Origin of the sequence: Corynebacterium sp. MSK204 (assembly GCF_030229885.1) — a bacterium.
Classification (GTDB): Bacteria; Actinomycetota; Actinomycetes; order Mycobacteriales; family Mycobacteriaceae; genus Corynebacterium.
On sequence record NZ_JASPGQ010000001.1, the window covers coordinates 73,747 to 99,593 of the forward strand.

General features: G+C 59.2%; 25 protein-coding genes. 21 read left to right on the top strand and 4 right to left on the bottom strand.

The window, feature by feature from the left end:
* Positions 1–120 precede the first annotated feature (120 nt).
* The 10 genes from QP908_RS00360 to QP908_RS00405 all read left to right on the top strand — a co-directional run bounded on the left by QP908_RS00360 (position 121) and on the right by QP908_RS00405 (position 9,750).
* Positions 121–2,328 (top strand): YhgE/Pip family protein, encoded by a 2,208-nt coding sequence (locus QP908_RS00360; protein ID WP_284771438.1) that lies wholly within the window; start codon positions 121–123, stop codon positions 2,326–2,328.
* Between the two features lie 174 nt (positions 2,329–2,502).
* Entirely contained in the window at positions 2,503–2,847 is a 345-nt protein-coding gene (gene rplS / locus QP908_RS00365) for a 50S ribosomal protein L19 (RefSeq protein ID WP_005278655.1), read from the top strand.
* A gap of 245 nt (positions 2,848–3,092) precedes the next feature.
* Entirely contained in the window at positions 3,093–3,788 is a 696-nt protein-coding gene (gene lepB, locus QP908_RS00370; RefSeq protein WP_502868851.1) for a signal peptidase I, read from the top strand.
* A complete protein-coding gene (gene lepB, locus QP908_RS00375) occupies positions 3,766–4,503 on the top strand; it encodes a signal peptidase I (protein ID WP_284771440.1) in 738 nt (245 codons plus the stop codon). The genes lepB (QP908_RS00370) and lepB (QP908_RS00375) overlap by 23 nt, the downstream gene beginning before the upstream one ends.
* Positions 4,481–5,131 carry a ribonuclease HII gene (locus tag QP908_RS00380; protein WP_239269542.1) on the top strand — a complete coding sequence of 217 codons (651 nt, stop codon included), beginning with the start codon at positions 4,481–4,483 and terminating at the stop codon, positions 5,129–5,131. Before lepB (QP908_RS00375) ends, QP908_RS00380 begins: the two co-directional genes overlap by 23 nt.
* 62 nt (positions 5,132–5,193) lie before the next feature.
* On the top strand, positions 5,194–5,499 hold the full coding sequence (locus QP908_RS00385; protein ID WP_005278666.1) for a DUF2469 domain-containing protein: 306 nt from the start codon (positions 5,194–5,196) through the stop codon (positions 5,497–5,499).
* 182 nt (positions 5,500–5,681) lie between these two features.
* The gene (locus QP908_RS00390; RefSeq protein ID WP_239269474.1) at positions 5,682–6,080 is read left to right on the top strand and encodes a YraN family protein; all 399 of its coding nucleotides are present in this window, start codon (positions 5,682–5,684) and stop codon (positions 6,078–6,080) included.
* Positions 6,067–7,632, top strand: a complete 1,566-nt coding sequence (locus QP908_RS00395; protein ID WP_239269475.1) for a YifB family Mg chelatase-like AAA ATPase — start codon at positions 6,067–6,069, stop codon at positions 7,630–7,632. The genes QP908_RS00390 and QP908_RS00395 overlap by 14 nt, the downstream gene beginning before the upstream one ends.
* Positions 7,629–8,810 carry a DNA-processing protein DprA gene (gene dprA / locus QP908_RS00400; RefSeq protein ID WP_239275479.1) on the top strand — a complete coding sequence of 394 codons (1,182 nt, stop codon included), beginning with the start codon at positions 7,629–7,631 and terminating at the stop codon, positions 8,808–8,810. Before QP908_RS00395 ends, dprA begins: the two co-directional genes overlap by 4 nt.
* Before the next feature lie 22 nt (positions 8,811–8,832).
* Positions 8,833–9,750, top strand: a complete 918-nt coding sequence (locus QP908_RS00405; RefSeq protein ID WP_239269477.1) for a tyrosine recombinase XerC — start codon at positions 8,833–8,835, stop codon at positions 9,748–9,750.
* A 7-nt stretch (positions 9,751–9,757) separates the two neighbouring features.
* On the opposite strand, the gene QP908_RS00410 is transcribed toward QP908_RS00405, so the two are convergent.
* Positions 9,758–10,279 (bottom strand): M23 family metallopeptidase, encoded by a 522-nt coding sequence (locus QP908_RS00410; protein ID WP_239269478.1) that lies wholly within the window; start codon positions 10,277–10,279, stop codon positions 9,758–9,760.
* A gap of 391 nt (positions 10,280–10,670) precedes the next feature.
* On the opposite strand from QP908_RS00410, the gene rpsB reads away from it, so the two are divergent.
* The 5 genes from rpsB to QP908_RS00435 all read left to right on the top strand — a co-directional run bounded on the left by rpsB (position 10,671) and on the right by QP908_RS00435 (position 15,166).
* Positions 10,671–11,504 (top strand): 30S ribosomal protein S2, encoded by an 834-nt coding sequence (gene rpsB, locus QP908_RS00415; protein ID WP_005278684.1) that lies wholly within the window; start codon positions 10,671–10,673, stop codon positions 11,502–11,504.
* A 304-nt stretch (positions 11,505–11,808) separates the two neighbouring features.
* The gene (gene tsf / locus QP908_RS00420) at positions 11,809–12,621 is read left to right on the top strand and encodes a translation elongation factor Ts (protein ID WP_239269479.1); all 813 of its coding nucleotides are present in this window, start codon (positions 11,809–11,811) and stop codon (positions 12,619–12,621) included.
* A gap of 227 nt (positions 12,622–12,848) precedes the next feature.
* Positions 12,849–13,535 (top strand): UMP kinase, encoded by a 687-nt coding sequence (gene pyrH, locus QP908_RS00425; protein WP_005278688.1) that lies wholly within the window; start codon positions 12,849–12,851, stop codon positions 13,533–13,535.
* A 70-nt stretch (positions 13,536–13,605) separates the two neighbouring features.
* Positions 13,606–14,163 carry a ribosome recycling factor gene (frr, locus tag QP908_RS00430; protein ID WP_005278690.1) on the top strand — a complete coding sequence of 186 codons (558 nt, stop codon included), beginning with the start codon at positions 13,606–13,608 and terminating at the stop codon, positions 14,161–14,163.
* Positions 14,164–14,287: 124 nt separating this feature from the next.
* Positions 14,288–15,166, top strand: a complete 879-nt coding sequence (locus QP908_RS00435; protein ID WP_239269480.1) for a phosphatidate cytidylyltransferase — start codon at positions 14,288–14,290, stop codon at positions 15,164–15,166.
* Between the two features lie 108 nt (positions 15,167–15,274).
* Here the strand turns inward: QP908_RS00435 and QP908_RS00440 are convergent, their stop codons facing one another.
* The gene (locus QP908_RS00440) at positions 15,275–15,688 is read right to left on the bottom strand and encodes a LapA family protein (RefSeq protein WP_239269481.1); all 414 of its coding nucleotides are present in this window, start codon (positions 15,686–15,688) and stop codon (positions 15,275–15,277) included.
* 104 nt (positions 15,689–15,792) lie between these two features.
* On the opposite strand from QP908_RS00440, the gene rlmN reads away from it, so the two are divergent.
* The gene (rlmN, locus tag QP908_RS00445) at positions 15,793–16,905 is read left to right on the top strand and encodes a dual-specificity RNA methyltransferase RlmN (RefSeq protein WP_239269482.1); all 1,113 of its coding nucleotides are present in this window, start codon (positions 15,793–15,795) and stop codon (positions 16,903–16,905) included.
* A 178-nt stretch (positions 16,906–17,083) separates the two neighbouring features.
* Here rlmN and QP908_RS00450 read toward each other — a convergent pair whose 3' ends face one another.
* A complete protein-coding gene (locus tag QP908_RS00450) occupies positions 17,084–17,572 on the bottom strand; it encodes a DUF2631 domain-containing protein (protein ID WP_239269483.1) in 489 nt (162 codons plus the stop codon).
* 140 nt (positions 17,573–17,712) lie between these two features.
* Here QP908_RS00450 and dxr point away from each other — a divergent pair, with 140 nt between their 5' ends.
* The 5 genes from dxr to map all read left to right on the top strand — a co-directional run bounded on the left by dxr (position 17,713) and on the right by map (position 24,316).
* Positions 17,713–18,873 carry a 1-deoxy-D-xylulose-5-phosphate reductoisomerase gene (dxr, locus tag QP908_RS00455; protein ID WP_239269484.1) on the top strand — a complete coding sequence of 387 codons (1,161 nt, stop codon included), beginning with the start codon at positions 17,713–17,715 and terminating at the stop codon, positions 18,871–18,873.
* 13 nt (positions 18,874–18,886) lie between these two features.
* Entirely contained in the window at positions 18,887–20,095 is a 1,209-nt protein-coding gene (locus tag QP908_RS00460; RefSeq protein WP_239269485.1) for a M50 family metallopeptidase, read from the top strand.
* A gap of 178 nt (positions 20,096–20,273) precedes the next feature.
* The gene (gene ispG / locus QP908_RS00465) at positions 20,274–21,437 is read left to right on the top strand and encodes a flavodoxin-dependent (E)-4-hydroxy-3-methylbut-2-enyl-diphosphate synthase (protein WP_239269486.1); all 1,164 of its coding nucleotides are present in this window, start codon (positions 20,274–20,276) and stop codon (positions 21,435–21,437) included.
* A 93-nt stretch (positions 21,438–21,530) separates the two neighbouring features.
* A complete protein-coding gene (locus QP908_RS00470; protein WP_284771441.1) occupies positions 21,531–23,381 on the top strand; it encodes a penicillin-binding transpeptidase domain-containing protein in 1,851 nt (616 codons plus the stop codon).
* A 65-nt stretch (positions 23,382–23,446) separates the two neighbouring features.
* Positions 23,447–24,316 (top strand): type I methionyl aminopeptidase, encoded by an 870-nt coding sequence (gene map / locus QP908_RS00475; RefSeq protein WP_005283598.1) that lies wholly within the window; start codon positions 23,447–23,449, stop codon positions 24,314–24,316.
* Positions 24,317–24,436: 120 nt separating this feature from the next.
* Here map and mtr read toward each other — a convergent pair whose 3' ends face one another.
* Entirely contained in the window at positions 24,437–25,837 is a 1,401-nt protein-coding gene (gene mtr / locus QP908_RS00480) for a mycothione reductase (RefSeq protein WP_239269488.1), read from the bottom strand.
* Between the last annotated feature and the right edge of the window lie 10 nt (positions 25,838–25,847).

Consider the following 25,847-nt stretch of genomic DNA (forward strand, 5'->3'; position numbering starts at 1 on the left):
CCAATAATGGTAAGTTTGGCAAAACTAAGTAAATGGCGTCCTGTTTCTCCCCGCTTTAGCGAGGCACTCCTGAGTGGATGAGACAACGGGGCGTCGAACTACTGCCATAAGGAGACAACTATGAGTCGTGCGGCCGATAGCGGTCACGGTGCCGAGGACACCGCAGCGATGCCCTCGATAAGCGGCGAGGAGCACAAGGGCCGGGGAGTGCTGGGCTGGCACCGCCTTCTGGATTGGCGCCCGCGCAGCGCATTGTCGCGGGTGCTTATCGTATTCTTCCTCGTTGCGCCCATCATTGTGGCCGGAACCATGATGTGGGCCATGTGGGATCCGTCCAAGTACATGCGCAATATTGACCTCGCAGTGGTCAATGAGGATGCGGGCGTGGACAAGCAGGGCAAGCACACTAACTATGGCGACCAGGTGGTCGAGGGTCTGCTAGAGACCGATTACCTCAAATTCTCTGAGGTCAACAAGGACGACGGCGAAGAGGGCTTGGTCAAGGGCAAGTATTTGATGGTGGTGACTATCCCGAAGAACTTTTCTGAGCAGGCCGTGACCATCATCAGCGATAAGCCCGAAAAACCGGAGATCAACTTCGCTACGAATGACTATTACGGCACGAATGGCTCGGTGATTTCCTCCAGCCTCATTCCGCAGGTGCAAACCAGCGTGGAAAACGCCATTTCCAAAAAGTACGCCGACCAGGTTATTGAGGGGCTTACTAAGCTGAGCGACGGCCTGGGCAATGCCGCGGACGGCGCGGGGCGCCTCGATGAGGGCGCTGGAAAGCTGCAAGAGGGCGGCGGGCGCGCGGTTGAGGGCATCAACAAGCTCGACAACGGTGCGGGCACGCTCGATAACGGCACGGCCGAGCTCCTCAACGGAACGACGCGGCTCAATGACGGCGTCGGGCGGTTGAATGATGGTGCAGGCAAGCTGAGTGATGGCGCGGCGCGCCTCGATGACGGTGCCTCCCGGCTTGCCGATGGCTCCGATAAGCTCCTTGCCGGTACCGGCCGCCTTGCCGATGGTGCAGGCCAGATCGACGCCGGGGTCAATCAGCTCACCGGCATGCTCATCCCCGTGCTGAAGCAAGCCCAAGCCGTGGTTCCTGGCCTTACCCAGCTGGTAGACATCCTGCGCGGGCTCGGCATGACCCAGCAAGCCGATCAGCTCTACTCGTTGGTATCCAGGCTCGATCCCGCCTCTAGTGGAAATATGGTGGGGCAGCTGGAGAAGCTTTCCGCAGGCACCGGGCAACTGCACTACAACCTGTCCGATCCGCAATCGGAATACCTCGGTGGGCTGACCACACTGAATGGCGGTGCGCACCGCCTGTCCGATGGCATCAAAGAGCTGCGCGGCGGAGTTGGCAGGCTCAGCGACGGTACCTCGCAGCTGCAGGACGGTGCGACCCGCTTGCAGGATGGTGCCTCCCGCCTCCACGATGGCACGGGAGCGCTTAAGGAAGGCACCGGCCGCCTGGCTGAAGGCGGAGCCGAGCTCAAGGGCGGCTTGGACCGCCTCAAGGAAGGCTCTGGCGAGCTATCCACAAAGCTTGCCGAAGGCGCCGCCAAGGCACCTACCATTTCCCGCCCAGAGGATTCCGCGCAAAATATAGCGGTTCCCATTAACTTCACCGCATCCAATGTCCACCCCGTTCAGACGGTGGTCAACCCAGCGGACCCGACCGAAAAGAATATTACCGGCGGCGCCTCCATGCTCTTCGTGCTCGTATTCGGCTTCCTCGTCATGCTGCTCTTGGCGATGACGCTGCCGTACTACATGGCGCGCCGGGGAGCCCGCGTCACCAGCCCGGCCCGCAGCGTATTCGGCGCCTTTGCCGCGCTGACCGGCCTGAACTTCCTCATACTGGCGTTTATGGCCCTGATGTCTTCCACCCTGGGGTGGCAGCCGGCAAGCTGGTCCATGATCGCGCTCGTGCTCGCCGCGATTTCCGCCGTGGGTGCGGCGACCTACCAGTTCTTCCTGATTACCTTCGGGCGCAAGATCGGTTCGATCTTTGCAGCCGGCGCGTTCGCCCTGGGCGTGATGGTCTTTGGCGGGGTCTGGCCGGTCCTGGCGATTCCGCGCGCGCTCAGCCTGCTGCACCCTTTCCACCCGATGTCCTACGCCAAGGACGCGTTCACCCGCGCTACCGACGGCATTCATGATGGCACCTTCTGGAGCAGTATCATTATCCTCTTTAGCATCACGGTGGGTGCCGTGGTGGCGTCGTACTTGGTCTTCCGGGCGCGATACCTGGGCACGGCAAAGATCCTCGATGAGCACCACTCCATCCTCCGCTCACCCATGCCTGCCTAAGGCGTGCTGAGTGTCCGGCTCGCCCCAGGTAGGGTAGTAAATCCGCGAAGTTGAGGAATTTGGAATTGGCCGGTTCCTATGGAAAGATAATCCATCGTTCTATGTAACGGGCACGAACCGGTCAGGCCTCCGGCCGCCAGGGTCCTCTGTCCCAAACTGAAAAGGAATATTGGTATGACCAACATTATCGACAAGGTCGATGCAGCGCAGCTGCGCGACGACATCCCGTCCTTCCGCCCCGGCGATACCCTCGACGTCAACGTCAAGGTTATTGAGGGTAACAACGAGCGTGCACAGCTCTTCAAGGGCATCTGCATCCGCCGCCAGGGCTCCGGTATCCGCGAGACCTTCACCGTGCGTAAGGTTTCCTTCGGTATCGGCGTAGAGCGTACCTTCCCGGTTCACTCCCCGAACCTCGAGTCCATCAAGGTCTCCCGCCGCGGCCGCGTTCGCCGTGCGAAGCTGTACTACCTGCGCGATCTGCGCGGCAAGAAGGCTCGCATCAAGGAGCGTCGCTAGTTCTAGCGCCCGCCCTGGGCAGCGCCTATCTCCCTTCCTTTCCTGCATGCACAATGCCGAAAAGGAAGGGAGATTTTTATTGTGCACTCCTCGAATCATTTCGATTTCCTGTGAATCGCCCCGCACTCACGAGAGCCAATCCGGATTGCGGGCACGCAGTTGCTAGGATCTGACGGGTGAATAACGAAAGCATCTCGCAGGGCAAAGAAGCGGCCGCGGAGGAAGCAACCACGGAGAAAAAACAAATGCCGTGGTGGCTGGAGACTCTCGTGGTCGTCGTCTCCGTGCTGGTGGTCGTGGGGCTATTCCAAAACTTCATCGGCCGCCAATACGTGATTCCCTCAGGATCCATGGAGCCGACGCTGCATGGCTGTGAGGGATGCACGAATGACCGCATCTTTACAGAAAAGGTCTCTTACTACGGCGATAAGGGCCCAGAGCCAGGCGATGTCGTGGTCTTTAAGGGCACCGACGACTGGAACGGAAGTTACGTCTCCCCGCGCTCATCCAATGCCGTCATTCACGGCGTCCAGGATGCGCTGAGCTTTATCTCCTTGGCGCCGCCAGATGAAAATACCCTGGTCAAGCGCGTTATCGCCACCGGCGGGCAGACGGTGTCCTGCCAAGAAGGCGATCCCGCCGTCATGGTGGATGGCAAGCCCATCAAGCAGGATTACGTGCAGGATCCGCCGACCTACCCGGTGGATGAATCGACTGGATCGGAAGCCTGCGGTGGCCCGTATTTCGGCCCGGTGAAGGTGCCTGAGGATAATATCTGGGTCATGGGGGATAACCGCACCGCATCTGCTGACTCGCGCTACCACATGGGCGATAACTTCCACGGCACGATCCCCGTAGATAACGTGCGCGGAAAGGTGCAGTTCGTATTCTGGCCATTCAACCGCATTGGTGGGGTCGATGACCCAGACATCCAAAGCTAAACCACAGCAACAGCGCCTGCGCACCCGCGATTTCCTTGCGCCGGTCATAGGCGGCTTCGTGCTCCTAGTCTTATTGCAGGCATTCGTTGGCCGGATGTATGTCATTCCCTCCGCGTCGATGGAGCCCACGCTGCATGGCTGTACCGGCTGCGATAATGACCGCATCGCGGTGCAAAAGATGAGCTATTACTTCCACGACCCAGCCCCAGGCGATGTCGTGGTATTTGAAGGACCTGAGTCTTGGAATACGGAATTTGAGGTGCAGCGCTCCGAAAACGTGCTGGTGCGCGGTGCCCAAAATGCCCTTGCATCCGTGGGGCTTTTGCCCAATGGGCAAAATATCCTGGTCAAGCGCGTTATCGCTACCGAGGGTCAGACGGTCAAGTGCGAGGAGGGCGATTCCGCGGTGATGGTGGATGGTGCACCGATAGACCAGAGCTTCACGTTGGATCCGCCCGAGATCCCGGTCGATCCCAGCTCCGGCTCGCAGGCTTGCGGTGGCCAGTACTTTGGCCCCGTGACCGTCCCAGAAGGCAATATGTGGGTCATGGGGGATAACCGCACCAATTCCCTGGACTCTCGCGCGCACATAGGCGATCACCTGCAAGGCACCGTACCGGTGGACAACGTGCGCGGCAAGGTAGAAGCCGTGATCCTGCCCGTATCGCGCTTTGGCGGCATCGACGATCCGGATATCCAGGATGCGGCGGCTTAAACAGCAGCGCACCTTTGAAGTGGCGTTGGCCCGGGCGGGGCTCGGCCCCGTCGCCGGGGTGGATGAGGCCGGCCGCGGTGCGTGCTGCGGCCCCGTCACCGTCGCCGCCTGCATCCTGCCCGAGCGCATCGTGAGCGAATTGGATACCTTAACTGATTCCAAAAAGCTCACGCCCCGCCAGCGCGAAAAGCTCTTCCCCATCATCAAAGACAAGGCTGTAGACTGGTCTGTGGTGCATATTGGTGCGGGGGACATCGACAAGCGCGGCATCCAGCACGCCAATACCTCAGGCATGCGCCGGGCGATAGCGCGCCTGGAACAGCGCCCAGGCTATGTGCTTTCCGATGCCCTCTTTATCCCCGGCCTCACCCAACCCCACCTGCCCATCATCGGTGGGGACGCGGCGGCGCGGTGCATCGCGGCGGCGAGCGTGCTGGCCAAGGTAAGCCGAGATCGCCTCATGCGGGATCTAGACGAGCGCTTTCCAGGTTATGGATTGGCTGGGCATAAGGGCTATGGAACCAAGGCACACGAGGCCGCGATTGCCGCCTTGGGGGCGAGTCCAGAACACCGCATGAGCTACAGCAATGTGCAGCGCGCGCATGCCCACTTCACTGCGCGTGCCTAGCGAAAATTGTGGTTTCTGCGCGCTAAGCTAGGGCGAGCTATCCCATATTTTGGAGGTCCACAGTGAGTGCAGAGGAACTCGAAAACTACGAGGCAGAGGTAGAGCTGTCCCTTTACCGCGAATATCGCGATGTCGTCAGCCAGTTTTCTTATGTCGTAGAAACCGAACGACGATTCTACCTGGCCAATGCCGTAGAACTGATTCCCCATACCGCCGGGCCCGATGTGTACTACGAGGTGCGCATGTCCGATGCCTGGGTATGGGATATGTACCGTTCCGCCCGATTCGTGCGCTACGTCCGCGTCATTACCTACAAGGACGTCAATATCGAGGAACTGGATAAGCCGGATTTCATCATGCCGGACTAGGGAACTGGGCGCCTGTCAACTCGGCGCCCGCTTCATCCCGCCGCAGCTGTGGATAACTCTTCGTGATGCCGAAGTTATTCACATCCGCGGCGGTTTTCTGGTTTTCGGGCTTGCAGCCGGCCCGCATCCTGCGATGTTCTGTGCGTGCAGCACAAACAGCACGAAAGAAAAGGACGCCGCACATGCAATTTGCATCCGATAATCACCTCGCTACGAAGCACCCTCGGCACAGGCAAGAACTGGGCAAGCGGGGAGAATCATTCGCCGCGCGCTACCTCCGCGAGCGTGGCTCCGATATCATCGCCGCCAACGTCTCCTACCGAGTGGGAGAAATCGACCTTATTGCCCGCGAGCCCGATGGCACGATCGTCTTCGTAGAGGTAAAAACCCGCTCTACCGCGAGCTATGGCACAGCCGAGGCCGTGACTCCACACAAGCTTGCCCGCATGCGCAGGGCCGCCGTCCAGTGGCTAGACGGCAAGCCACTGGCCACCGTGCGCTTCGATGTCATAGCCCTCGTGGTCAAAGGCGAGGGTTTTGAACTAGAGCACTTTACGGGGGTCGACGATGGCTCTCGGTAAATGCTTAGCAGTCTCCCTGCACGGCGTGCTCGCCCGCGTCATCAACGTCGAAGCCAACGTAGGGCACGGCCTGCCCGGAATCCATGTGGTGGGGCATGCGGATACCGCGATATCTGAATCCCGCGACCGCATCAAGACCGCCGCCGCGAATTCCCGCCTGCCATGGCCGAAAACCAAGGTGATCGTGTCCATGTCGCCGGCCTCGCTCCCAAAATCAGGATCCCATTTTGACCTGCCTATGGCGCTTGCGATTCTCGCCGCCCACGTAGAACAGCACGGCGCTGACTACGCGCGTTCCGTGCAGTCACCCAGTCAGGTTCTTAAAGAAACCCTGGTGCTTGGGGAACTAGGCCTGGACGGCACGGTTAGAGCAGTACCCGGTATCATCCCAGCGCTTCTCGCTGCCCGCGAGGAGGGCATTTCTACGCTGGTCATTCCGCCAGGAAATGCTGCCGAGGCTACCCTCGTTCCCGATATGAATGTGCTGGTTGCAGCCACGCTCTTTGATGCCTTTGCGTGGGCGCTAGGAGAGCGCGACCTACCCCGCGCGGCCGAGTGCTGCTCTGACCAACTCGCACCGGCACCCACACAGGAACGGCTCGACTATTGCGATATAGCCGGCCAGCACCATGCAAAGTGGGCTGCAGAAGTCGCCGCCGCCGGTGGGCACCACCTGTTAATGATCGGCCCACCGGGCTCGGGGAAATCCATGATTGCCTCGCGATTGCCCAGCATTCTTCCGGCGCTAAGCCCAGACCAGATGGTAGAAACCACTGCCATCCACTCGCTGACGGGAACTCCCGGTGAAGTGGTGTCCCACGCACCCTTCATCGCCCCGCACTCTTCGGTTACCCGCGCGGCGCTCCTTGGTGGAGGAAGCGGCCATCCTCGCCCAGGCGCGGTGAGCTTGGCCCATAATGGGGTGCTCTTCCTCGATGAGGTCAGCGAGGTAAGCGCCCCAGTGCTCGACGGCATGCGCGCGCCTTTGGAAGAAGGCCATGTCCGCCTGGCACGCGCGCAGCAGGAGATTGACTACCCGGCGCGATTCCAACTGATTATGGCAGCCAACCCCTGTCGGTGCGCCGCCGAAGATCCCTCTAAATGTACGTGCAATCCGCATGACCGGCTTAATTATCTATCGAATCTCTCCGGGCCGTTGCGCGACCGCTTGGACATGGTGGTCACCCTCTCCGGACAGTCAGCCACCATCAATGCGGAGGGCGAAGAATCCTCTGCTGCCATTGCCGAGCGGGTCGCCGCGGCCCGCGACCGTGCCCGGGTGCGCTGGGCGGCCGACGGCATTCCCGCGCGCGTCAACGGCGCCGTGCCCTCGTCATATTTGCGCCGGCACCGCCCGGCTTCCGAGTCCGCCATGATCATGTTGTCTGCCTACCTCGCCGAGGGCGAGATTTCGCAGCGCGGCATCGACCGCGTCCTGCGCGTGTCGTGGACCTTGGCGGATTTGCACGGCAGCTCCACACCCGATCTTGCGGAAGTGGGCCAAGCCCTCGACCTTCGTTCGAGCCAGACGGTAGGGAGGATTTCGGCATGAGCGATCTTGATTTATCGACTCCACTTGCCACATGGGTATATCTCAATCGCGTGGTGGAAGGCCCGTCCGCCTCCTTGCAGGCCTTGCTGGAACATCATTCGGCCGAAGAGATTGCCCACGGGATTTATCACCGAGCCGATTGGATCGGTCCTCTTTTAGCCCGCACCGCCTCGCGGTTTGATTGGGTGCGGCAAAAAGAAGACCTCGCCGCCGCAGAGCGCGTGGGGGCGCGATTGATCACTGCCGATAGCCCCGAGTGGCCAGCCGAGGCGTTTTCTTCTGCCTTTGGCTTCTACCAGAATGGCGCGGATGCGCCGGCCACATTCGATGAGCAAGCGGTGCCGCCACATAGCTTGTGGGTACGCGGCTCAGCGCTTAAACCCGAGGTAGGGCAGGCCGTTGGAATCGTAGGCACGCGCGCCATTTCGCGCTACGGGTGGCAGGCAACCCAAAGCGTGGTCTCAGGCCTAGTGAATCATCAGTGGACTATCGTCTCCGGCGGGGCTTTGGGGGTAGATACCGTGGCGCATGAGACCGCCTTGCACAATGCGGGGCGCACTGTCGCGGTCGCCGCGTGCGGAATCGATAAGAATTATCCAGCCCGCAACGGTGGACTCTTTGATCAGATAGCCGATAATGGCTGCATCGTCTCCGAATTCGCTCCAGAGACTGCACCCAAGCGGCATCGCTTCCTCATTCGCAACCGCCTTGTTGCTGCGCTAAGCCAAGGAATCGTGGTCATGGAAGCGGCATATCGCTCGGGCGCGCTTAATACCCTCAACTGGGCAGAAGCCTTGGGGCGCGTTGCCATGGCCGTGCCGGGACCAATTACGACGAGCGGTTCGCTCGGGTGCCACCAGCGCATCCAGGATGGACGAGCCCAGTTGGTCGCCAGCGCCGACGAAGTCCGCGCCCTGGTGGGCCGCGCCGGGACGGTTGATCCGGAGGCGCAGTATGAAATGAATTTTGCGGCGTCTTTAACGCAGCGATTATCGCGGAATGAGCTGCGAGTCTTTGATGCGACCCCGCCGCCAGGAAGCCCTCCGGCTACTGCTGAAGATATTGCGCGGGACGCGGGATTCCGCCTGCCCCTCACCGTCCACTTATTGCTTGCCTTAGAGAAAATGTGTGTGATCGTGCGGGAGGGAAATAACTGGGTTCGCTTAGAGATGGGCTGAAAAGCAAGTAAACTCGTGGGGTATGAGTGATAAATGGAAGGCCGCAGTAAGTCGTGGCCCGGTCGGGCAGATGGACGAGGCTATCGAGGACTTCGCGGACTTCCAACTCCACGTCAAGGGCCGTGCGGAGGCCACGGTGCGTGGCTACCGCGCGGACTTAAAAAACCTGGCCCAAGACATCGATGCATTTGCGGACTTTAACCTCAATAACCTGCGCCAGTGGCTAGGAAACGCGGTCGCAGAAGGAAAGGCGCGCGCAACGCTGGCGCGCAGGACAGCCTCAGTTAAAGCCTTTTCTACCTGGGCGGAAAGGGAAGGCTACCTAAGCCGCGATGTTGCGGCACGATTGGTAACACCGAAGGTGGGACAGCATCTCCCGACGGTGATGGCCCCGCAACAGGCGGGCGAACTTGTGGGCAACGCCGTTTCTGTCGATGAAGCGCATTTTCAGCGCGATAGCGCGATTTTGGAGTTGCTCTATGCCACCGGAATGCGCGTGGCGGAATTGGTCCGCCTCGATATAGAAGACGTGGACTTTAAGCGGTCCACCGCACGTGTTACTGGTAAGGGAAATAAGCAACGGGTCGTGCCCTTTGGTGCCGCCGCAACCGATGCCCTGCAGCAGTGGATAGACGGCGGGCGTAAAGAAATGGCGCGGGGAGATACCCAGGCCATCTTTGTAGGCAGCAGGGGAGCGCGCATTGACCAGCGCCAGGTGCGGCGCATCGTGGACAAAGCCGCCACGGTCACCGGCACAAGTGGCCTAACCCCGCACGGGGTGCGCCACCTTGCGGCTACACATCTCTTAGAAGGCGGCGCGGACCTGCGCGTGGTCCAAGAGTTACTGGGGCACTCGTCTTTGAGTACCACGCAAATCTATACACATGTCTCCGCAAAGCGGCTAAAGCAGGTTTATTCCCAGGCCCACCCGCGGGCCTGAGTGATTCTTATAAAGGCTTGAGGCGGATAACCGGCATATCCAGCAGGCTTAAGGGGTCAATGTAGCTGTCCTTGGCAATCCGGGCGCCCCAATGCAGCCCTGGTGTGCCGTCTACTGGGTGGGCGAGCTTGCCTATAGTTTGGCCCTCGTGCACCGCTTGGCCTTGGGTGACGCTCGCGTGCACGGGTTGATACGTGGTGCGTATGCCATCTGCATGGTCGATCGAGATGACCGGGGTTCCGGCGACGGTGCCGACAAAAGCGACGGTGCCGGATTCGGCGGCGACGACGCGGCCGCCAATTCTTAGGGCCATATCGACGCCGCGGTGTCCCGCACTCCACTTATGCTCGGGCTTATCAAAGCCGCGCAGCACTCGCACCGGGCGCGGTTTACCCGAGGCGGGATCGACGTATGCGGCAGCGGGCGCGGCGCACAGTAGCACTAGCGCACCAGTGAGGATGGTGGCGAGGGTGGGGATAAGGGGGCATCGGCAAGCGGCGGTATTTCGTGGTCGTGGCAATAAGTGCATGTGGCACAGTGTGGTGCGCTGCGGTCAATAATGCCCGGCGAAAGGTGGACCGGCTGTGGATAAACCAGCAGCGGTGGGGCGGAAGAAACTCAAGTGACAACCGAGGTAAAACGCTCAAAGAAACTTGTGGAAAAGTGCTTGTTCGGTTTGGAAAATCCAGCTGGCTGGGATTATTGTCTTTCATAGCAGTGCGTCCGCTGGGAGTTAACCCTCACGGAGGCATTGACTACGCGCGACGAAGTTGTCGCATCCTGAGTTAAGGGTGTGGCGGTCCGACAGCTGACGCGGTCCTTGGAAACAAGGTGTTGGCAGGGCCTTCGTTGCTAGGGTGCGGAATAAAACACCGCACAATTGGAAAACCGAAAGACAATTAAAAGAAAGCGAGCGAATCATGGCAGTTGTAACCATGCGCGAGCTCCTCGACGCTGGTGTGCACTTTGGTCACCAGACCCGTCGCTGGAACCCGAAGATGCGTCGTTTCATCTTCACCGACCGTAACGGCATCTACATCATCGACCTGCAGCAGACGCTGACCTACATCGATGAGGCATACGAGTTCGTTAAGGAAACCGTCGCTCACGGTGGCACCATCCTTTTCGTTGGCACCAAGAAGCAGGCGCAGGAAGCAGTTGCTGAAGAAGCAACCCGCGTCGGCATGCCTTATGTTAACCACCGCTGGTTGGGCGGCATGCTCACCAACTTCCAGACCGTGTCCAAGCGCCTGAAGCGCATGAAGGAGCTTCAGGCAATGGATGAGCGCGAGGACGGCTACAAGGGCCGTACCAAGAAGGAAGTTCTGATGCTCAACCGCGAGCGCGCCAAGCTTGAGCGCGTTCTGGGCGGCATCTCCGAGATGGCCAAGACCCCGTCCGCACTGTGGATTGTTGATACCAACAAGGAGCACATCGCGGTTAAGGAAGCCCACAAGCTGAACATCCCGGTTGTTGCCATCCTGGACACCAACTGCGACCCGGATGACGTTGACTTCCCGATCCCAGGCAACGATGACGCAATCCGTTCCACCAAGCTGCTGTCCGGCATCGTGGCTTCCGCCGTCGAAGAGGGCAAGAAGGCTCGCGAGGAGCGCCAGCTCGCAGCCGCTAAGGAAGCTGCCGGCGATTCCGCAGAGAAGGAACAGCGCGATGCTGAGGCTGCTGCAGCCGCATCCGATCCTGCTTCTGCAGAAAAGGCTGAGGAAGCACCCGCAGACAAGCCTGCACAGTAGGCCTGCCTCTTGTGAGGATTCTTTCTTAACTGCACTTAATTGAATACCCCACGCACATTTTGGTGTGGGGCAGCTAGGGAATAATTCCTGTACAAGGCTGTTTACCTAACCCCTACCACCGTGTGCTACGGCGGTGGGGGTTACTTTTATCTATGCTGGAGGCGGCTAAACCTAGCCTCCGTACAATCGCATTGATGAAGGAAACTGGGGTAGATACCCCCACCCAAAGACGGCGCGAGACCGCTTCTTCGGCTACGCTGTCTCAACGAACACTGACTGATTTTCAAGGAGGATCGCCCTAACTATGGCGAACTACACTGCTGCAGACGTGAAGGCACTGCGCGAAGCAACTGGCTCCGGCATGCTCGATTGCAAGAAGGCGCTGGAAGAAAACGGCGGCGACTACGACAAGGCCGTTGAATTCCTGCGCATCAAGGGCGCAAAGAACGTGTCCAAGCGCGCTGACCGCGAGGCTACCGAGGGCCTCGTTGCCGTATCCGGTAACACCATGGTTGAGATCAACTGCGAGACCGACTTCGTGGCAAAGAACGAGGGCTTCCAGTCCTTCGCTAAGAAGATTGTTGAAGCTGCAGCCGCAGCCAAGGCTAACTCGCCGGAAGAACTCAACAACGTAGAGATCGACGGCCAGAAGGTCTCCGAGTTCGTTGACCAGGAGTCCGCAAAGACCGGTGAGAAGCTGCAGGCACGCCGTGCAGTCACCGTCGATGGCGACAACGTTGCTGTCTACCTGCACCAGCGCTCCGCTGACCTGCCTCCTGCAGTCGGTGTCTTGGTTTCCTACGAAGGCAACAAGGAAGGCGCACACGCTGCCGCTCTGCAGATTGCAGCTATGAACGCTGAGTACCTGAAGCGCGAAGACGTTCCTGCAGAGATCGTCGAGAAGGAGCGCTCCATCGCTGAGGCCACCACTCGCGAGGAAGGCAAGCCTGAGGCTGCGCTTCCAAAGATCGTGGAAGGCCGCCTGAACGGCTTCTACAAGTCCGTTGTTCTGCTGGAGCAGGCTTCCTTGTCCGATAACAAGAAGACCGTCAAGCAGGTCGCAGAAGAGGTCGGCACCACCATCACCGGCTTCGTCCGCTACGAGGTTGGCGCTTAAGCCTCAGCCGCTTTTTAGCCTTTAAAGCCCACGGGAGGTACACCCTCTCGGTGGGCTTTTCTGCTGTCTAGGGGCAATGGGGAAGGGGCGGCTGCCGGGCCGCGGTGCGGTGTGGGGAAGCGAGGGCAGTGTAGGTAAGATAGAAAAGAAATAAATCAGCCCCCGCAAAAGGAGACGATGAAGGCGTGACTTCTGCAGACGAGAAGCGAACCGGATACAAACGAGTAATGCTGAAACTCGGTGGCGAAATGTTTGGCGGCGGCAAGGTTGGCATCGACCCGGACGTTGTCGATAACGTCGCTCGCCAAATCGCTGAAGTGGCCGAGCAGGGCATCGAAATCGCCGTGGTGATCGGCGGCGGCAACTTCTTCCGCGGTGCAGAGCTTTCACAGCGCGGCATGGACCGCGCCCGGTCTGACTACATGGGAATGCTGGGCACGGTCATGAACTCGTTGGCCCTGCAGGACTTCTTGAAGCAAAAGGGCGTTGATTGCCGCGTGCAAACGTCTATCAACATGGCGCAAATCGCGGAGCCATACCTGCCACTGCGCGCTGACCGCCACTTGGAGAAGGGCCGCGTCGTTATTTTTGGTGCCGGCATGGGCATGCCGTACTTTTCCACGGATACCACCGCCGCGCAGCGTGCCCTGGAAATCGGAGCCGATGTCCTCTTCCTGGCCAAGGGTGTTGATGGCGTGTACTCCGACGACCCACGGACGAACCCCGATGCGGAGCTCTACACCCGAATCACTCCGCGCGAGGTTATTGAAAAGGGGCTCAAGGTAGCCGATGCAACCGCCTTTAGCCTGTGCATGGACAATGACATGCCGATTTTGGTCTTTAACCTCTTGGAAGAGGGGAATATTGCCCGCGCCGCAAGCGGCCAGGTTATCGGCACGCTGGTGCAGTCCTAATTCTAAAACGGCACAGAACCTGCTACCTTTTATACAGCTACCCCTCAACGTTGAAGGATGATTCAGCCTCATGATCGATGACATTCAGCTCGAAGCCGAAGAACACATGACCGCTTCCGTCGAGCACACCCGCGAGCAGCTGGTGACCATTCGCACCGGCCGCGCGAACCCGGCGATGTTCAACGGACTCATCGCGGAGTACTACGGTGCGCCGACCCCGATTACTCAGATGGCTACCATCTCCGTGCCAGAGCCGCGCATGTTGCTCATCAAGCCATACGAGCAGTCCATGATCCAAGAGATTGAAAACTCCATCCGCAATTCGGACCTGGGCGTTAACCCCACCAACGATGGCCACGTACTGCGTGTGACCGTTCCGCAGTTGACCGAGGAACGCCGTAAGGAAATGGTCAAGCTGGCCAAGAGCAAGGGCGAGGACGGCAAGATTGCCATCCGTAATATCCGCCGCAAGGCCATGGAACAGCTGAAGAAGCTCCAAAAGGATGGCGAAGAGGGCGAGGATGAGGTCCTTGCCGCAGAAAAGGAAATGGAAAAGATTACCGCTGGCTATGTCGAGCAGGTTGACAAGCTGGTGGAAAACAAGGAATCCGAATTGATGGAGGTCTAGGCCTTTTCCGCTGCCGCCGCGCCCACCTCGGCCGGCGGCGCTTTTCTGTACGTAGTATTTTTGTATAGGAAATAGATAAGCCCCGCGACGCGCATACAACGCCAAGTGAAAGGAGCCGGTCACGGTGAGTGACGCCTTGAACCGCCGATTGCCGCAGCCGAAAAATGGCCCTGGCCGTGACTTACCGGCGGCTATTGGAGTAGGCGTGGGGCTCGGCGCCCTCGTTGTCCTCGCCGTGTGGGCTGGCCCCTTGGCCTGGTATGCGGTGGTAGCCGTCGCCGTCGGCGGGGCCATGTGGGAAGTTCTTACCCGCCTGCGGGAGAACTCGTACTATATCCCGCGCACGCTGTTAATCATCTTGGGCCAGGCCATGGTGTGGATTTCCTGGCCGCTTGGCGCGCCCGGCCTCGTGGCCGTCTACGTCACCGCCGTACTCATTTTGATGTTCGGCAGGCTTTTCCATAATGGGCGGCATCGCCCACCCATCAATTATCTGCGGGACATGTCCGTCGGCATTTTCGTGCTGACGTGGATTCCGCTTTTCGCCACCTTTGCTGCGATGCTATCGCTGATTTCTACCCCGGTGGCCAGCGGCGCTGCTTCCATCGTGGTCTTTATGCTGTGCGTGGTCGCCTCCGATACGGGCGGCTATATCGTCGGCGTGATGTTTGGCTCCTACCCCATGGCACCGGCCGTGAGCCCGAAGAAATCCTGGGAGGGCTTTTGCGGCTCCATTGGCTTCGGCGTCATCGTTGGTGCCGTGTCCGTCCATTTCCTCTTGCATCATTCGGCGTGGATAGGCGCCTTGATGGGGCTCGGCCTTGTGATTTGCGCCTCGTTGGGTGACTTGGTGGAATCGCAGTTTAAGCGAGAGCTGGGCATTAAGGATATGTCCCACATCCTCCCCGGGCATGGTGGTTTGATGGACCGCCTTGATGGCATGCTTCCCTCTGCCATGGTTACCTGGGTGGCCATGAGCCTCATGGCAAATTTCGCGGTCTAAACCGAGTCGCAGTCACCGCGTATAAGGACTGCTGCGCATAAACCGCCGCTTCCCCTGTGCCACCGGAAATATCTCGAGGGCAGGGAGGAGAGCGGCGGTACGGCTCTTTTAGCCTTCGGCCTGCTTACGCAATTGGCGGCGCAATTCAAGCATCCGCCACACACCCACAAGCGCCATGATGAGCGCGCCGCCGATGGTAAACATCAGGTAGGCAATGCCCGCTGGGAACTGCCCCGACCAGCCCAGGAAGTTCATCGGCACTTCTTGCTGGTTTTGCATGATGAAGATGATCAACACGATCAGCAAGAGGAAGCCGACAATGAGCGCTGCCCAAGTGCTAGCGGCGAACGAGCCTTGGGCTTTTTGTGGTGCGGCAGCGGGCTCGGTGGTCCCAGCGTCGGCGCCGGCACCGGTGGAGACTTCCTTGTTTCCGGTTTCGGCCAAAGCGGCATTATCGCCTGCCGCGGTGGCCTCATCATTGGAGGCGGAAAAGTCATCTTCGGGGTATTTCGGATTGGTCATGTGTCCATTATTTCTGTAAACCCTTCCAAAATTCCACTTGGCTATAAATTGAGGCCTTCCCAATTGGAAAAGTACCGGTAAACCGTGGAAAGATGGGCGTTATTATGGCTCAACCAGTAAAACTTAACTTCTCCGCGCCGCGGCGCGGTCTGCCACCCAAGCACTTTGCAGATCTCTCTGAAAGCGAGCGCATCGATAAGCTCGCAGAAATTGGCCTACCTAAATTCCGTGCTAAGCAAATTGCCAAGCACTACTATGAGCATCTCACTGACGACGTCGAAGAGATGACGGATATCCCCGCCGGCAAGCGCGAGGAAGTCAAAGAGGCCTTCTTCCCTGAGCTCATGAAGCCTATTCGTACGACTTCTACCGACGATGGGGAAACCACCAAGTCCCTGTGGCGCTTGCACGACGGCACCTTATTGGAGTCCGTTCTGATGCGGTATCCTGGCCGCGCTACCTTGTGCATTTCTTCCCAGGCTGGCTGCGGAATGGCCTGCCCGTTCTGTGCTACCGGCCAGGGCGGACTAGACCGCAACCTTTCTACCGGCGAAATCGTCGAACAGTTCCGCCACGCAGCCGCAGCAATGGCGGCCGAAGGCGGGCGCTTATCCAATGTGGTCTTCATGGGCATGGGAGAGCCGCTGGCAAACTACAAGCGCGTGGTCCAGGCGGTGCGCCAGATTACCGGCCAGGATGGAACGGGCTTTGGGCTCTCGCAGCGCAATGTGACCGTATCCACCGTGGGTTTGGCACCTGCCATCCGCAAGCTCGCGGACGAAGACCTTGCCTGCACGCTTGCGGTGTCGCTGCACACCCCGGATGATGAGCTGCGCGATAGCCTGGTTCCGGTAAATAACCGCTGGTCCGTTGATGAGGTCCTCGACGCAGCACGGTACTACGCCGATAAATCCGTCCGCCGCGTATCTATCGAGTACGCCCTTATCCGGGATAAGAATGACCAGGATTTCCGCGCCGATATGCTAGGCCGCAAGCTGCACCAGAAGCTCGGCTCCAAGGTGCACGTTAACGTGATCCCTCTTAACCCGACCCCTGGCTCGGAGTGGGACGCAGCTCCTAAGACGCGGCTTGATGAATTCGTGCGCCGCGTCCAAGCACAAGGAGTGCCGTGCACTGTGCGCGATACTAAGGGCGATGAAATCGCGGCAGCCTGTGGCCAACTTGCCGCCGATGAACGAGAAGACATGTCGGCCTAAGAGCCCGCTGTCACAGTCACCTAGGCATTTTTGGATAAGTGCTTAGGTGGTTTTCTCGTTGTATTCTGCGTTTACACGTGCGGTGCAGTCAAACGCAGTACGGCTACGTACCCGGTAAAACCACGAAACCGCCGAGCCCCTCGCAATGAGGAGGATCGGCGGTTTTCCGTAGCTAGGATTATAGCGCGTGCTTGCCGGAGCTTACCTCGGCAGCGTCGGACGCGGAGTCAACGCGCAGGTGGGCTACGCGGGAAGGCTCGATATTCAACGCGCGCAGCTGGGAGTCGGTCAACTCGGTGTAGGCGCCAGAAACGGTCTTCTGGTCATAAGTCCAGTCCCGTTCTTGGTGGTCGGCCGGCTTATTATTAGCGGTGATGGTGCGCACCTGGTTGAGCTTCGGCTCGAAGGTGAAGATGAGCAGGCCCACAACCAACAGGACGGTCAGGGCGACGAGCCAGACGGTCTCCACGTGGCCCTTGTGGTTACCAAAGTTGAAACCAATCATGAAGATCACGGAGATCCAACCCGCGATTTGCACACCAGAGCGGCTGATGCGGGACCAACCGAAGCCTGCGGATGGAACATCTTCGGTAGAAACACCGTCATAAACCTGCGGTACCGGCTTGTGGGAAGACACTTGCTCTCCTTCGCTATCGCGTGTGTCCATTAATCGAGGGGGCACACCAATGCCATTTGACTGACACCTATTTTAAAACATCGTGGCTGCAAAGGCGATTAAACACCCCCGCCTGCTTGACCGGCTCCACCCCATAGCAGGGCGCGGTAAATGACCGCTAGGGTAGAGGGGTGACTACTCAGCGAATCCTTATCCTTGGCTCCACCGGCTCTATTGGCACGCAAGCATTAGAAGTAATTGCGGATAACCCCGATAAATTCGAGGTCGTGGGCATTGCCGCGGGCGGCTCTAACCCGCAGCAGATCATTGAGCAGGCCCGTAGTTTCCATCTTTCGTTTGACCACATTGCTGTGGCCCAGCCTGCGGCGGCTGCGGAGGTTTCTGCGGCTTTAGGCGGTACGGTACTTTCTGGTGATGGTGCTGCAGAAGAGCTGGTGCGCTCGGTTCCCGCCGATACCGTGCTCAATGCCCTAGTGGGCTCCCTCGGGCTTAAGGCCACTTTAGCCACGCTGGACATGGGCGAGTACCTCGCACTAGCGAATAAGGAGTCCTTGGTTGCCGGCGGCACGCTGGTCACGAAATCCGCGCGGCCAGGCCAGATCATCCCCGTGGATTCGGAGCATTCTGCGATGGCGCAATGCCTGCGCGCGGGCGAAGAGGGCGAGCTGGCGAAGCTCGTCCTCACGGCCTCGGGCGGCCCCTTCCGCGGCCAGACGCGTGAGCAGATGTGGGACGTTACCCCGCAGCAAGCCGCGCAGCACCCCACGTGGTCCATGGGGCAGATGAATACGCTGAATTCCGCCACCTTGATCAATAAGGGGCTCGAGCTCATTGAGGCCACGCTGCTTTTTGATATTGAGCCAGAGCGCATCGATGTCACAGTTCACCCGCAGTCGGTCATTCACTCTATGGCCACTTTTAAAGATGGTTGCACTATCGCCCAGGCTTCGCCGCCGTCGATGAAGCTGCCCATCTCCCTGGCGCTGAATTGGCCCCAGCGTGTGCCGGGGGCGCAGCCGGCGCTCGATTTTTCACAAGCGCATACGTGGCATTTTGAGCCGCTTGATGATGTTTCTTTTCCCGCCGTATCCCTCGCCCGCGAGGCCGCGGCGCAGGGAACTGGAGTGATTTATAACGCGGCCAATGAAGAGGCCGCTGCGGCCTTCTTGTCTGGTCGCATCCACTTCCCAGAGATTGTTGATGTTGTAGGCGAGATCCTCGGGGAGTCTTCCCAGTTTGCTGGTGTAGTCTCTACCCTCGATGAAATCCTCGCCGTAGAGGGTGAGGCTCGCAGGCGCGCGAATGCGCGCATTGACCGTTTAGCTGACTAGAAAGCTTTCTTTAATGGCAAATTTGCTGGGCATCGTGTTTTTCGCCCTTGGCATCGGGCTGACCGTGGCACTCCATGAGGCAGGGCATATGTTTACTGCCCGCGCCTTTGGTATGCGGGTGCGCCGGTATTTCATTGGTTTTGGCCCGCGCGTTTTCTCCTTCCGCAAGGGGCATACCGAATACGGCCTAGCCGCGTTCCCGGTGGGTGGATTTTGCGATATCGCCGGGATGACCGCGCAGGATGAATTCCTTACGGAGGAAGAAAAGCCCTATGCAATGTACAAAAAGCCTTGGTGGCAGCGCATCATCGTTCTTGCAGGTGGTATCGGCGTCAACCTGATCCTCGGCTTTGTCATCTTGTATTTCGTGGCGATGACTGCGGGGCTACCCAACCCAGATGCCGATGTGCGCCCGCGGGTGGGAGAGGTAACCTGCACCGCTGACCAAAAAGAAAACCAGGAGCTGGAATCATGCACCGGGAACGGGCCCGCTGGTAAGGCCGGTGTGCAGGAAGGCGATATCATTCTCGCGCTCGATGGCGAGCACCTAGATTCCTTTACGCAATTGCGCGATGAGGTCATGCAGCGCCCCGGCGAGACCGTGACTCTTACAGTAGAGCGAGACGGTGAGGAAAAAGATTTCTCCATCGAATTGGAAACGGTCAAGCGCCTGAATCAACAGGGCGAATTGGTCGACGCCGGTTCGATCGGGCTGAGCAATGAGGTCCTCGACATCGTCGAGAAGTATTCAGCAACGCAGGCGGTCCCCGCAACGTGGCATTTCACCACCTATTCGCTCGAGGCCACGGTGGAAGGAATCAAACAATTCCCCGCTAAGGTACCGGGCGTGGTGGCCTCCATCTTTGGCCACGAGCGGGATGTCAACGGGCCGATGTCTGTCGTCGGTGCATCGCGGGTTGGTGGCGAACTCGTGGAGCGTTCCCTGTGGGCATCGTTCTTCATGATGCTGGCGACGCTGAACTTCTTCCTCGCTCTGTTTAACCTCATTCCGCTGCCGCCCTTTGACGGCGGCCACATCGCGGTCATCTTGTATGAGAAGATCCGCGATGGCATTCGCAAATTGATGGGCAAGCAGCCGCTGGGTCCGGCCGATTACACCAGGCTTATGCCCATTACCTATGTCATGGCGGCCTTACTTATGGCGCTGGGCGTAGTGATAATCATCGCGGATGTGGTCAATCCGATCAGGCTATTTGGCTAGGTTCGTTAGCCCCTGTGCCCGCCGCTCGGCGTGAGTAGAGCGCCCAACGCTTAGCGCACGTGTACAGCGCGAGCGCGCACTTTAGCGCTTAACCATCTAGTGCTAGAGTGGGGACGTTCAACACTTATTGTGCAATAACATTTAGCAACGAGCCACGAGCTAGAAATAAGGAGCATTCATGTCTAGTCCTATCGGTCTAGGAATTCCTGACGGGCCTCCGCCAGTATTGCACCCGCGCCGGAAAACGCGGCAATTGCACGTAGGCCCAGTGGGCGTTGGTTCTGACTACCCAATTTCGGTGCAGTCGATGACTAATACCAAGACCCATGACATCAACGGCACCCTGCAGCAAATCGCACAGCTTACTGCCTCTGGCTGCGATATCGTGCGCGTGGCCTGCCCTAAGCCGGTGGATGCGGAGGCGCTGCCGGCCATCGCCAAGAAATCCCCGATCCCGGTCATCGCGGATATCCACTTCCAGCCCAAGTACATCTTCCAGGCTATCGATGCTGGCTGCGCGGCAATCCGCGTCAACCCCGGCAACATCCGTGAATTTGATGGCCGCGTTAAGGAAGTGGCGAAGGCCGCTGGCGATGCGGGAATCCCCATCCGCATCGGCGTCAATGGCGGTTCGTTGGATAAGCGCCTGTTGGAAAAGTACGGCAAAGCCACCCCAGAAGCGCTCGTGGAGTCCGCTATCTGGGAGGCGGGCCTGTTTGAGGAGCACGGCTTTGGCGATATCGCCATTTCCGTCAAGCACTCTGACCCCGTGCTGATGGTGGAGGCCTACCGCCAGCTGGCCGCGCAGACCGATTACCCACTGCACTTGGGTGTGACGGAAGCGGGCCCGAAGTTCATGGGCACCATTAAGTCCTCCGTCGCCTTCGGCGCCCTTTTGGCAGAAGGCATCGGCGATACGATTCGCGTTTCGCTCTCCGCCCCGCCGGAAGAAGAGGTCAAGGTGGGAGACCAGATTCTGCAGTCCTTCAACTTGCGCCCGCGCAAGCTGGAAATCGTCTCCTGCCCGTCGTGTGGCCGCGCGCAGGTGGACGTGTACAAGCTGGCGGAGGAAGTTACCGCCGGCCTCGAGGGCATGGAATTTCCCATCCGCGTTGCTGTCATGGGTTGCGTCGTTAACGGGCCGGGCGAGGCCCGCGACGCAGACTTGGGCGTGGCATCCGGTAACGGAAAAGGTCAGATCTTCGTCAAGGGCGAAGTGGTGCGCACCGTGCCGGAAGACAAAATCGTGGAAACCCTCATCGAAGAGGCAATGCGCATTGCGGATGAGGAAGGCCTCGAAGCCGTGGACGGCGCTAAGGCCGATGTCCGCGTGACGCAGTAAGCCGCGCGCCTCTACGCTAATTATTAATAGACTGCCCTGCACCTCGGTGTGGGGCAGTCTTTTTTGCTGCGTGCGCTGCTAATGTGCCAAAGCATGAAGAAGTTATTCGCACTGGTTGCTACAGTCTCGCTTGCTGCAACTGGTGTGGTTGCTTGTACCCCTAAGCCCGTATCTGCACAGCCGGTGGCAGAAGAGTTCATTGAAGGCATGGAGAGCCGAAATAACGAGGGCTTGGCAGAGCTTACGGATTCCCCCGATGACGCCACGCAGGCCCTCGATGCTTCTTACTCGGGTTTGCAGGCAGAGGGCCTCGATATTGAGCTCGAGGGGGTAAAGCAGGACGAAACCGTGGCCACGGCGGATTATAAGGTCACGTGGGATCTGCCCAAGGATCGCAGCCTGAGCTATACCACGCAGATGACCTTGACCAAGGCCGAAGATGAGTGGACGGTGCGGTGGAAGCCCAGCATTATTCACCCGGACCTGGGTGCGCACCAGCATTTGGAGCTGCGCGCCTTGGAAGCCACGCGCGCTAGCGTCGTCTCCTCCAACGGGGTGGAGCTGATGAGCCCCGGGCTGAATTACCGTGTCATCGTGGATACGAGCTCGCTTTCCGATGTCCGCCCCACGGCCTCCAAGGTCAGCAGCGCCCTTGCTGCGGCGCACCGCGAGGACGACTCGATCGCGGAGGTGGACGCCAAAGAGCTCGCCGAAAAGCTAGAAAAGGCAGATTCTGCCTATTCGGTGGGCCTTTATACAGAAGAGCAGGAGTCCGTCATCCGCGCCAAGATGGAGGGGATGGACGGCGTCCGCATTAATGAAGAACCCGCGCTGGTGACCCGGGACCGCGGCCTCGCACCCGATCTCTTATCGCGCGTGCGCTCGGCCGTCAATGACGAGCTCGACGGCGAGACCGGCTGGTCCATTGCCGTCGTCAATGAGAACGGTGCGGCGCTTTCCGATGTCGAAAAGCATGCGCCCGAGGCCGCCCCCTCCATCAAGGTGGGCTTGGATTATGACGTCCAACGCGCGGCCCAAGAGGCAGTGGATCAGCGCTCGGACGCCCAGGCCATGCTGGTGGCCATCCGGCCTTCCAATGGCGATATCCTGGCCGTCGCACAGACCGAGAAGGCGGACGAAGACGGCGACGTCGCCTTGCAAGGCCAATACCCGCCCGGCTCGGTTTTCAAGATCCTTACCGCCGCTGCGGGCGTAGAAAAACAAAACCTGAACACGGATACCATCGTTCCGTGCCCTGGCACGATGGATATCTATGGCCGCGTGGTGACCAACTACAACGCGTTTTCGCTCGGCAATGTGCCGTTAAGCCGGGCCTTCGCCCAATCGTGCAATACCACCTTCGCGGATATTTCTACCAAGCTGGCACCCGGTGAGCTGAAGGAAACCGGCAAGAAGTTTGGCTTCGGGGTGGATTATGAAATCCCCGGGCTCACCACTACGACCGGCTCGATTCCGGAGGGCAAGGAAGTACTGGAGCGTACCGAAGCCGGTTATGGTCAGGGCTACGACCTTGCCAGTCCGTTCGGCATGGCTATGGTTTCTGCCTCTGTGGCGGCGGGAAAGACCCCAACGCCGACGCTTATTGAGGGCCGCGAGACCAAGGCCTCGGATAAGCCGGCGCAGATTCCCGAGGACGTGTTGAATAACGTGCGCGGCATGATGCGCCAGGTGGTCACCAGCGGTACCGCTCGCGGAATACAAGCAGGCGGAACCATTTACGGCAAGACTGGTGAGGCCGAGATCAATGAAGGCTCGCACGCGTGGTTTACGGGCTACCGGGAAGAAGACGATATCGCCTTCGCCACGCTCGTCGTGCTGGGCGGTGGCTCTGAATCCTCGGTAGCCATTACGGATAACTTCTTGCGGAAGCTGGATGATTACCGCTCGCGTCCCAATGATGGCCCAGCGCCGATGGTCGAGTAATCCGCAGCCTCGGACGCGATACCCGGATACTGCGCTACGCGGTATGAGGACTACCATGGGCAATTATGAGTACTCGTGGAAAATTGAAGCCAGGTAAACCAACCCCCATCCGGCCGGTGCCAGAAGATATCGAGCGCCCGGAATATGTGTGGAAAGACGAGGTACAAGAGGCCATCGGCGAGCCTTTTGTACAGTCCCCCGAAGTGATTGAGAAGATGCGGGAGGCCTGCAAGATCGCGGCCAACGCGCTGAAGGAAGCCGGCAAGGCCGTAAAGCCTGGCGTAACGACGGATGAGGTCGACCGCGTGGCGCACGAGTATATGTGTGATCACGGCGCATACCCATCTACCTTGGGATACCGGGGATTTCCCAAGGGTAGCTGCGTTTCGCTGAATGAAATCGTCTGCCACGGCATTCCGGATACCACCGTGATTGAAGAAGGTGACATCGTCAATATCGATGTCACCGCTTATAAAAACGGCGTGCACGGCGATAATAACGCCACCTTCTTGGCCGGTGACGTATCAGAGGAGCACCGCCTATTAGTAGAGCGCACCAAAGAGGCAACGATGCGCGGCATTAAGGCCGCAAAGCCTGGCCGCGAGATTAACGTTATCGGCCGCGTTATCGAGTCATATGCCAAGCGCTTTGGTTATAACGTCGTGCGCGATTTCACCGGTCACGGTGTAGGACCCACCTTCCACAATGGGCTGGTGGTCTTGCACCACGATTCCACCACGTACCGCGACATCTTGGAACCGGGCATGACCTTGACGGTAGAGCCGATGATCAACCTGGGTTCGCTGGATTACGATATTTGGGATGATGACTGGACCGTGCAGAACCGGGACGGTAAGTTCACCGCCCAGTTCGAGCACACCTTGGTCATCACCGATGATGGCAATGAAATCCTGACCATCCCAGATGAGGATTAATCGCTAGGGCCCTTCTTCAAGGCCTAGGCACGGCGAAAGCCGCCTCCTTAACCGCCGCGCATGAATCTTTGCGCGTGGCCAGGGAGGCGGCTTTTACTATGGAATCTTAGCTACGGTGCCTTAGTCCCATTCGAGGCCCAAGAGGGCGTTTTCTACGACCTCAGGCAGGGCTGGGTGGATCCAGTACTGCTTGCGGGCAAAGTCCCGCAGGTCGATCTTGTAGGCCATTACGGTAATCAGCTGCTGGATCAGGGTGGAAGCCTGCGGGCCCATCAGGTGGGCGCCCAAGAGCTGGCCCGTCTTGCGGTCCGCAATCAGCTTGCAAATACCGGTGGTATCTTCCATGGCCCAGCCGTAGGCCACGTCGCCGAAGTTCTGAATCTTTACGGTGACATCGAAGCCCTGCTCCCGCGCTTCTTCTTCCTTCAAGCCCACAGAGGCGATCTGCGGGTGGGTGAAGATGGCGGCAGGAACATTGTCGTGCGGAAGATCCTGCAGATCCTCTGGGTGGAGCAGGTTGTGCTGGATGGTGCGGGCTTCGGCGTTGGCGACGTGCTTGAGCATGTAGGGCGAAGAGACATCGCCAAGCGCCCAGACGCCTTCTGCATCCGTGAGGCCATGAGCATCGGTGGAAATGCGGCCATTGTCCAGCAGCTTGATGCCGGCCTTGTCCACATCCATGAGATCGCCATTTGGCTTGCGGCCGGTGGCTACCAGGATGGCGTCTGCCTCGAGGGTTTCGCCATTATCGAGCTTCAGCTTTACGCCCTTGTCGGTTTCTTCCAGCTTGGTGCCGTTAGCAACCCGTATATCGAAACGCTCGCGGGCAATTTCGTTGAAGCGTGAAGAGATATCGGAATCGAGGTGGCGCAGCAAGGTCTCGCTGCGGTTGACCACGGTGACCTTGGTGCCGAGGCCATCGAATACGTGGGCAAATTCCATGGCGATATAGCCGCCGCCGACGATGATCAGGCTTTCTGGTTGGCGGTCCATCCGCATGATGTCTTCGTTGGTGTAGTACTTCACACCGGAATTGGCGTAGACCTCAGGGATTACCGGGCGGGAGCCGGTAGCAACAACGATCTGATCGGCGCTGATGACGTGATCGCCGGTCTGGATGGTCTTAGAGCCGACGAAGCGTGCGTGCTCGTCGTAGACGGTGATATTCGGGGTCTTGTCGCCGCGACGGTAGTCCTCGCCGCTTTGGGCGATCTGGTCAATGCGGTTGTGGAAGACGCGCTCCACAATGGAGTTCCACTCCACGTTGTTGACCTGGGCGTCAATGCCGAGGCGCTCGCCTTCGCGGGCGGCGAGGGCGACATCGGCTGCGTAGACGTACATCTTGGTGGGGATGCAGCCGACATTCAGGCAGGTGCCACCGAAGCGGCCCTTTTCAATGATGGCAATCTTCTTATCGTGAAAATCGCGGTTGGCAATGGAGTTGCCGGAACCGGTGCCAATGATGATGAGGTCGTAGTGTTCCTCAGCGGCCGGAGTATTTGCTGTATCAATTGTGGTCATATTTGTACCT

Coding starts and splice junctions, on each gene's coding strand:
- ispG (WP_239269486.1), top strand. CDS start 20,274: ATGTCTAGTCCTATCGGTCTAGGAATTCCTGACGGGCCTCCGCCAGTA.
- rpsB (WP_005278684.1), top strand. CDS start 10,671: ATGGCAGTTGTAACCATGCGCGAGCTCCTCGACGCTGGTGTGCACTTT.
- QP908_RS00440 (WP_239269481.1), bottom strand. CDS start 15,688: ATGACCAATCCGAAATACCCCGAAGATGACTTTTCCGCCTCCAATGAT.
- QP908_RS00360 (WP_284771438.1), top strand. CDS start 121: ATGAGTCGTGCGGCCGATAGCGGTCACGGTGCCGAGGACACCGCAGCG.
- rplS (WP_005278655.1), top strand. CDS start 2,503: ATGACCAACATTATCGACAAGGTCGATGCAGCGCAGCTGCGCGACGAC.
- frr (WP_005278690.1), top strand. CDS start 13,606: ATGATCGATGACATTCAGCTCGAAGCCGAAGAACACATGACCGCTTCC.
- mtr (WP_239269488.1), bottom strand. CDS start 25,837: ATGACCACAATTGATACAGCAAATACTCCGGCCGCTGAGGAACACTAC.
- rlmN (WP_239269482.1), top strand. CDS start 15,793: ATGGCTCAACCAGTAAAACTTAACTTCTCCGCGCCGCGGCGCGGTCTG.
- QP908_RS00450 (WP_239269483.1), bottom strand. CDS start 17,572: ATGGACACACGCGATAGCGAAGGAGAGCAAGTGTCTTCCCACAAGCCG.
- lepB (WP_284771440.1), top strand. CDS start 3,766: ATGACCCAGACATCCAAAGCTAAACCACAGCAACAGCGCCTGCGCACC.
- QP908_RS00460 (WP_239269485.1), top strand. CDS start 18,887: ATGGCAAATTTGCTGGGCATCGTGTTTTTCGCCCTTGGCATCGGGCTG.
- QP908_RS00470 (WP_284771441.1), top strand. CDS start 21,531: ATGAAGAAGTTATTCGCACTGGTTGCTACAGTCTCGCTTGCTGCAACT.
- tsf (WP_239269479.1), top strand. CDS start 11,809: ATGGCGAACTACACTGCTGCAGACGTGAAGGCACTGCGCGAAGCAACT.
- lepB (WP_502868851.1), top strand. CDS start 3,093: ATGCCGTGGTGGCTGGAGACTCTCGTGGTCGTCGTCTCCGTGCTGGTG.
- dprA (WP_239275479.1), top strand. CDS start 7,629: ATGAGCGATCTTGATTTATCGACTCCACTTGCCACATGGGTATATCTC.
- map (WP_005283598.1), top strand. CDS start 23,447: ATGAGTACTCGTGGAAAATTGAAGCCAGGTAAACCAACCCCCATCCGG.
- QP908_RS00405 (WP_239269477.1), top strand. CDS start 8,833: ATGAGTGATAAATGGAAGGCCGCAGTAAGTCGTGGCCCGGTCGGGCAG.
- QP908_RS00395 (WP_239269475.1), top strand. CDS start 6,067: ATGGCTCTCGGTAAATGCTTAGCAGTCTCCCTGCACGGCGTGCTCGCC.
- pyrH (WP_005278688.1), top strand. CDS start 12,849: ATGCTGAAACTCGGTGGCGAAATGTTTGGCGGCGGCAAGGTTGGCATC.
- QP908_RS00390 (WP_239269474.1), top strand. CDS start 5,682: ATGCAATTTGCATCCGATAATCACCTCGCTACGAAGCACCCTCGGCAC.
- QP908_RS00410 (WP_239269478.1), bottom strand. CDS start 10,279: ATGCACTTATTGCCACGACCACGAAATACCGCCGCTTGCCGATGCCCC.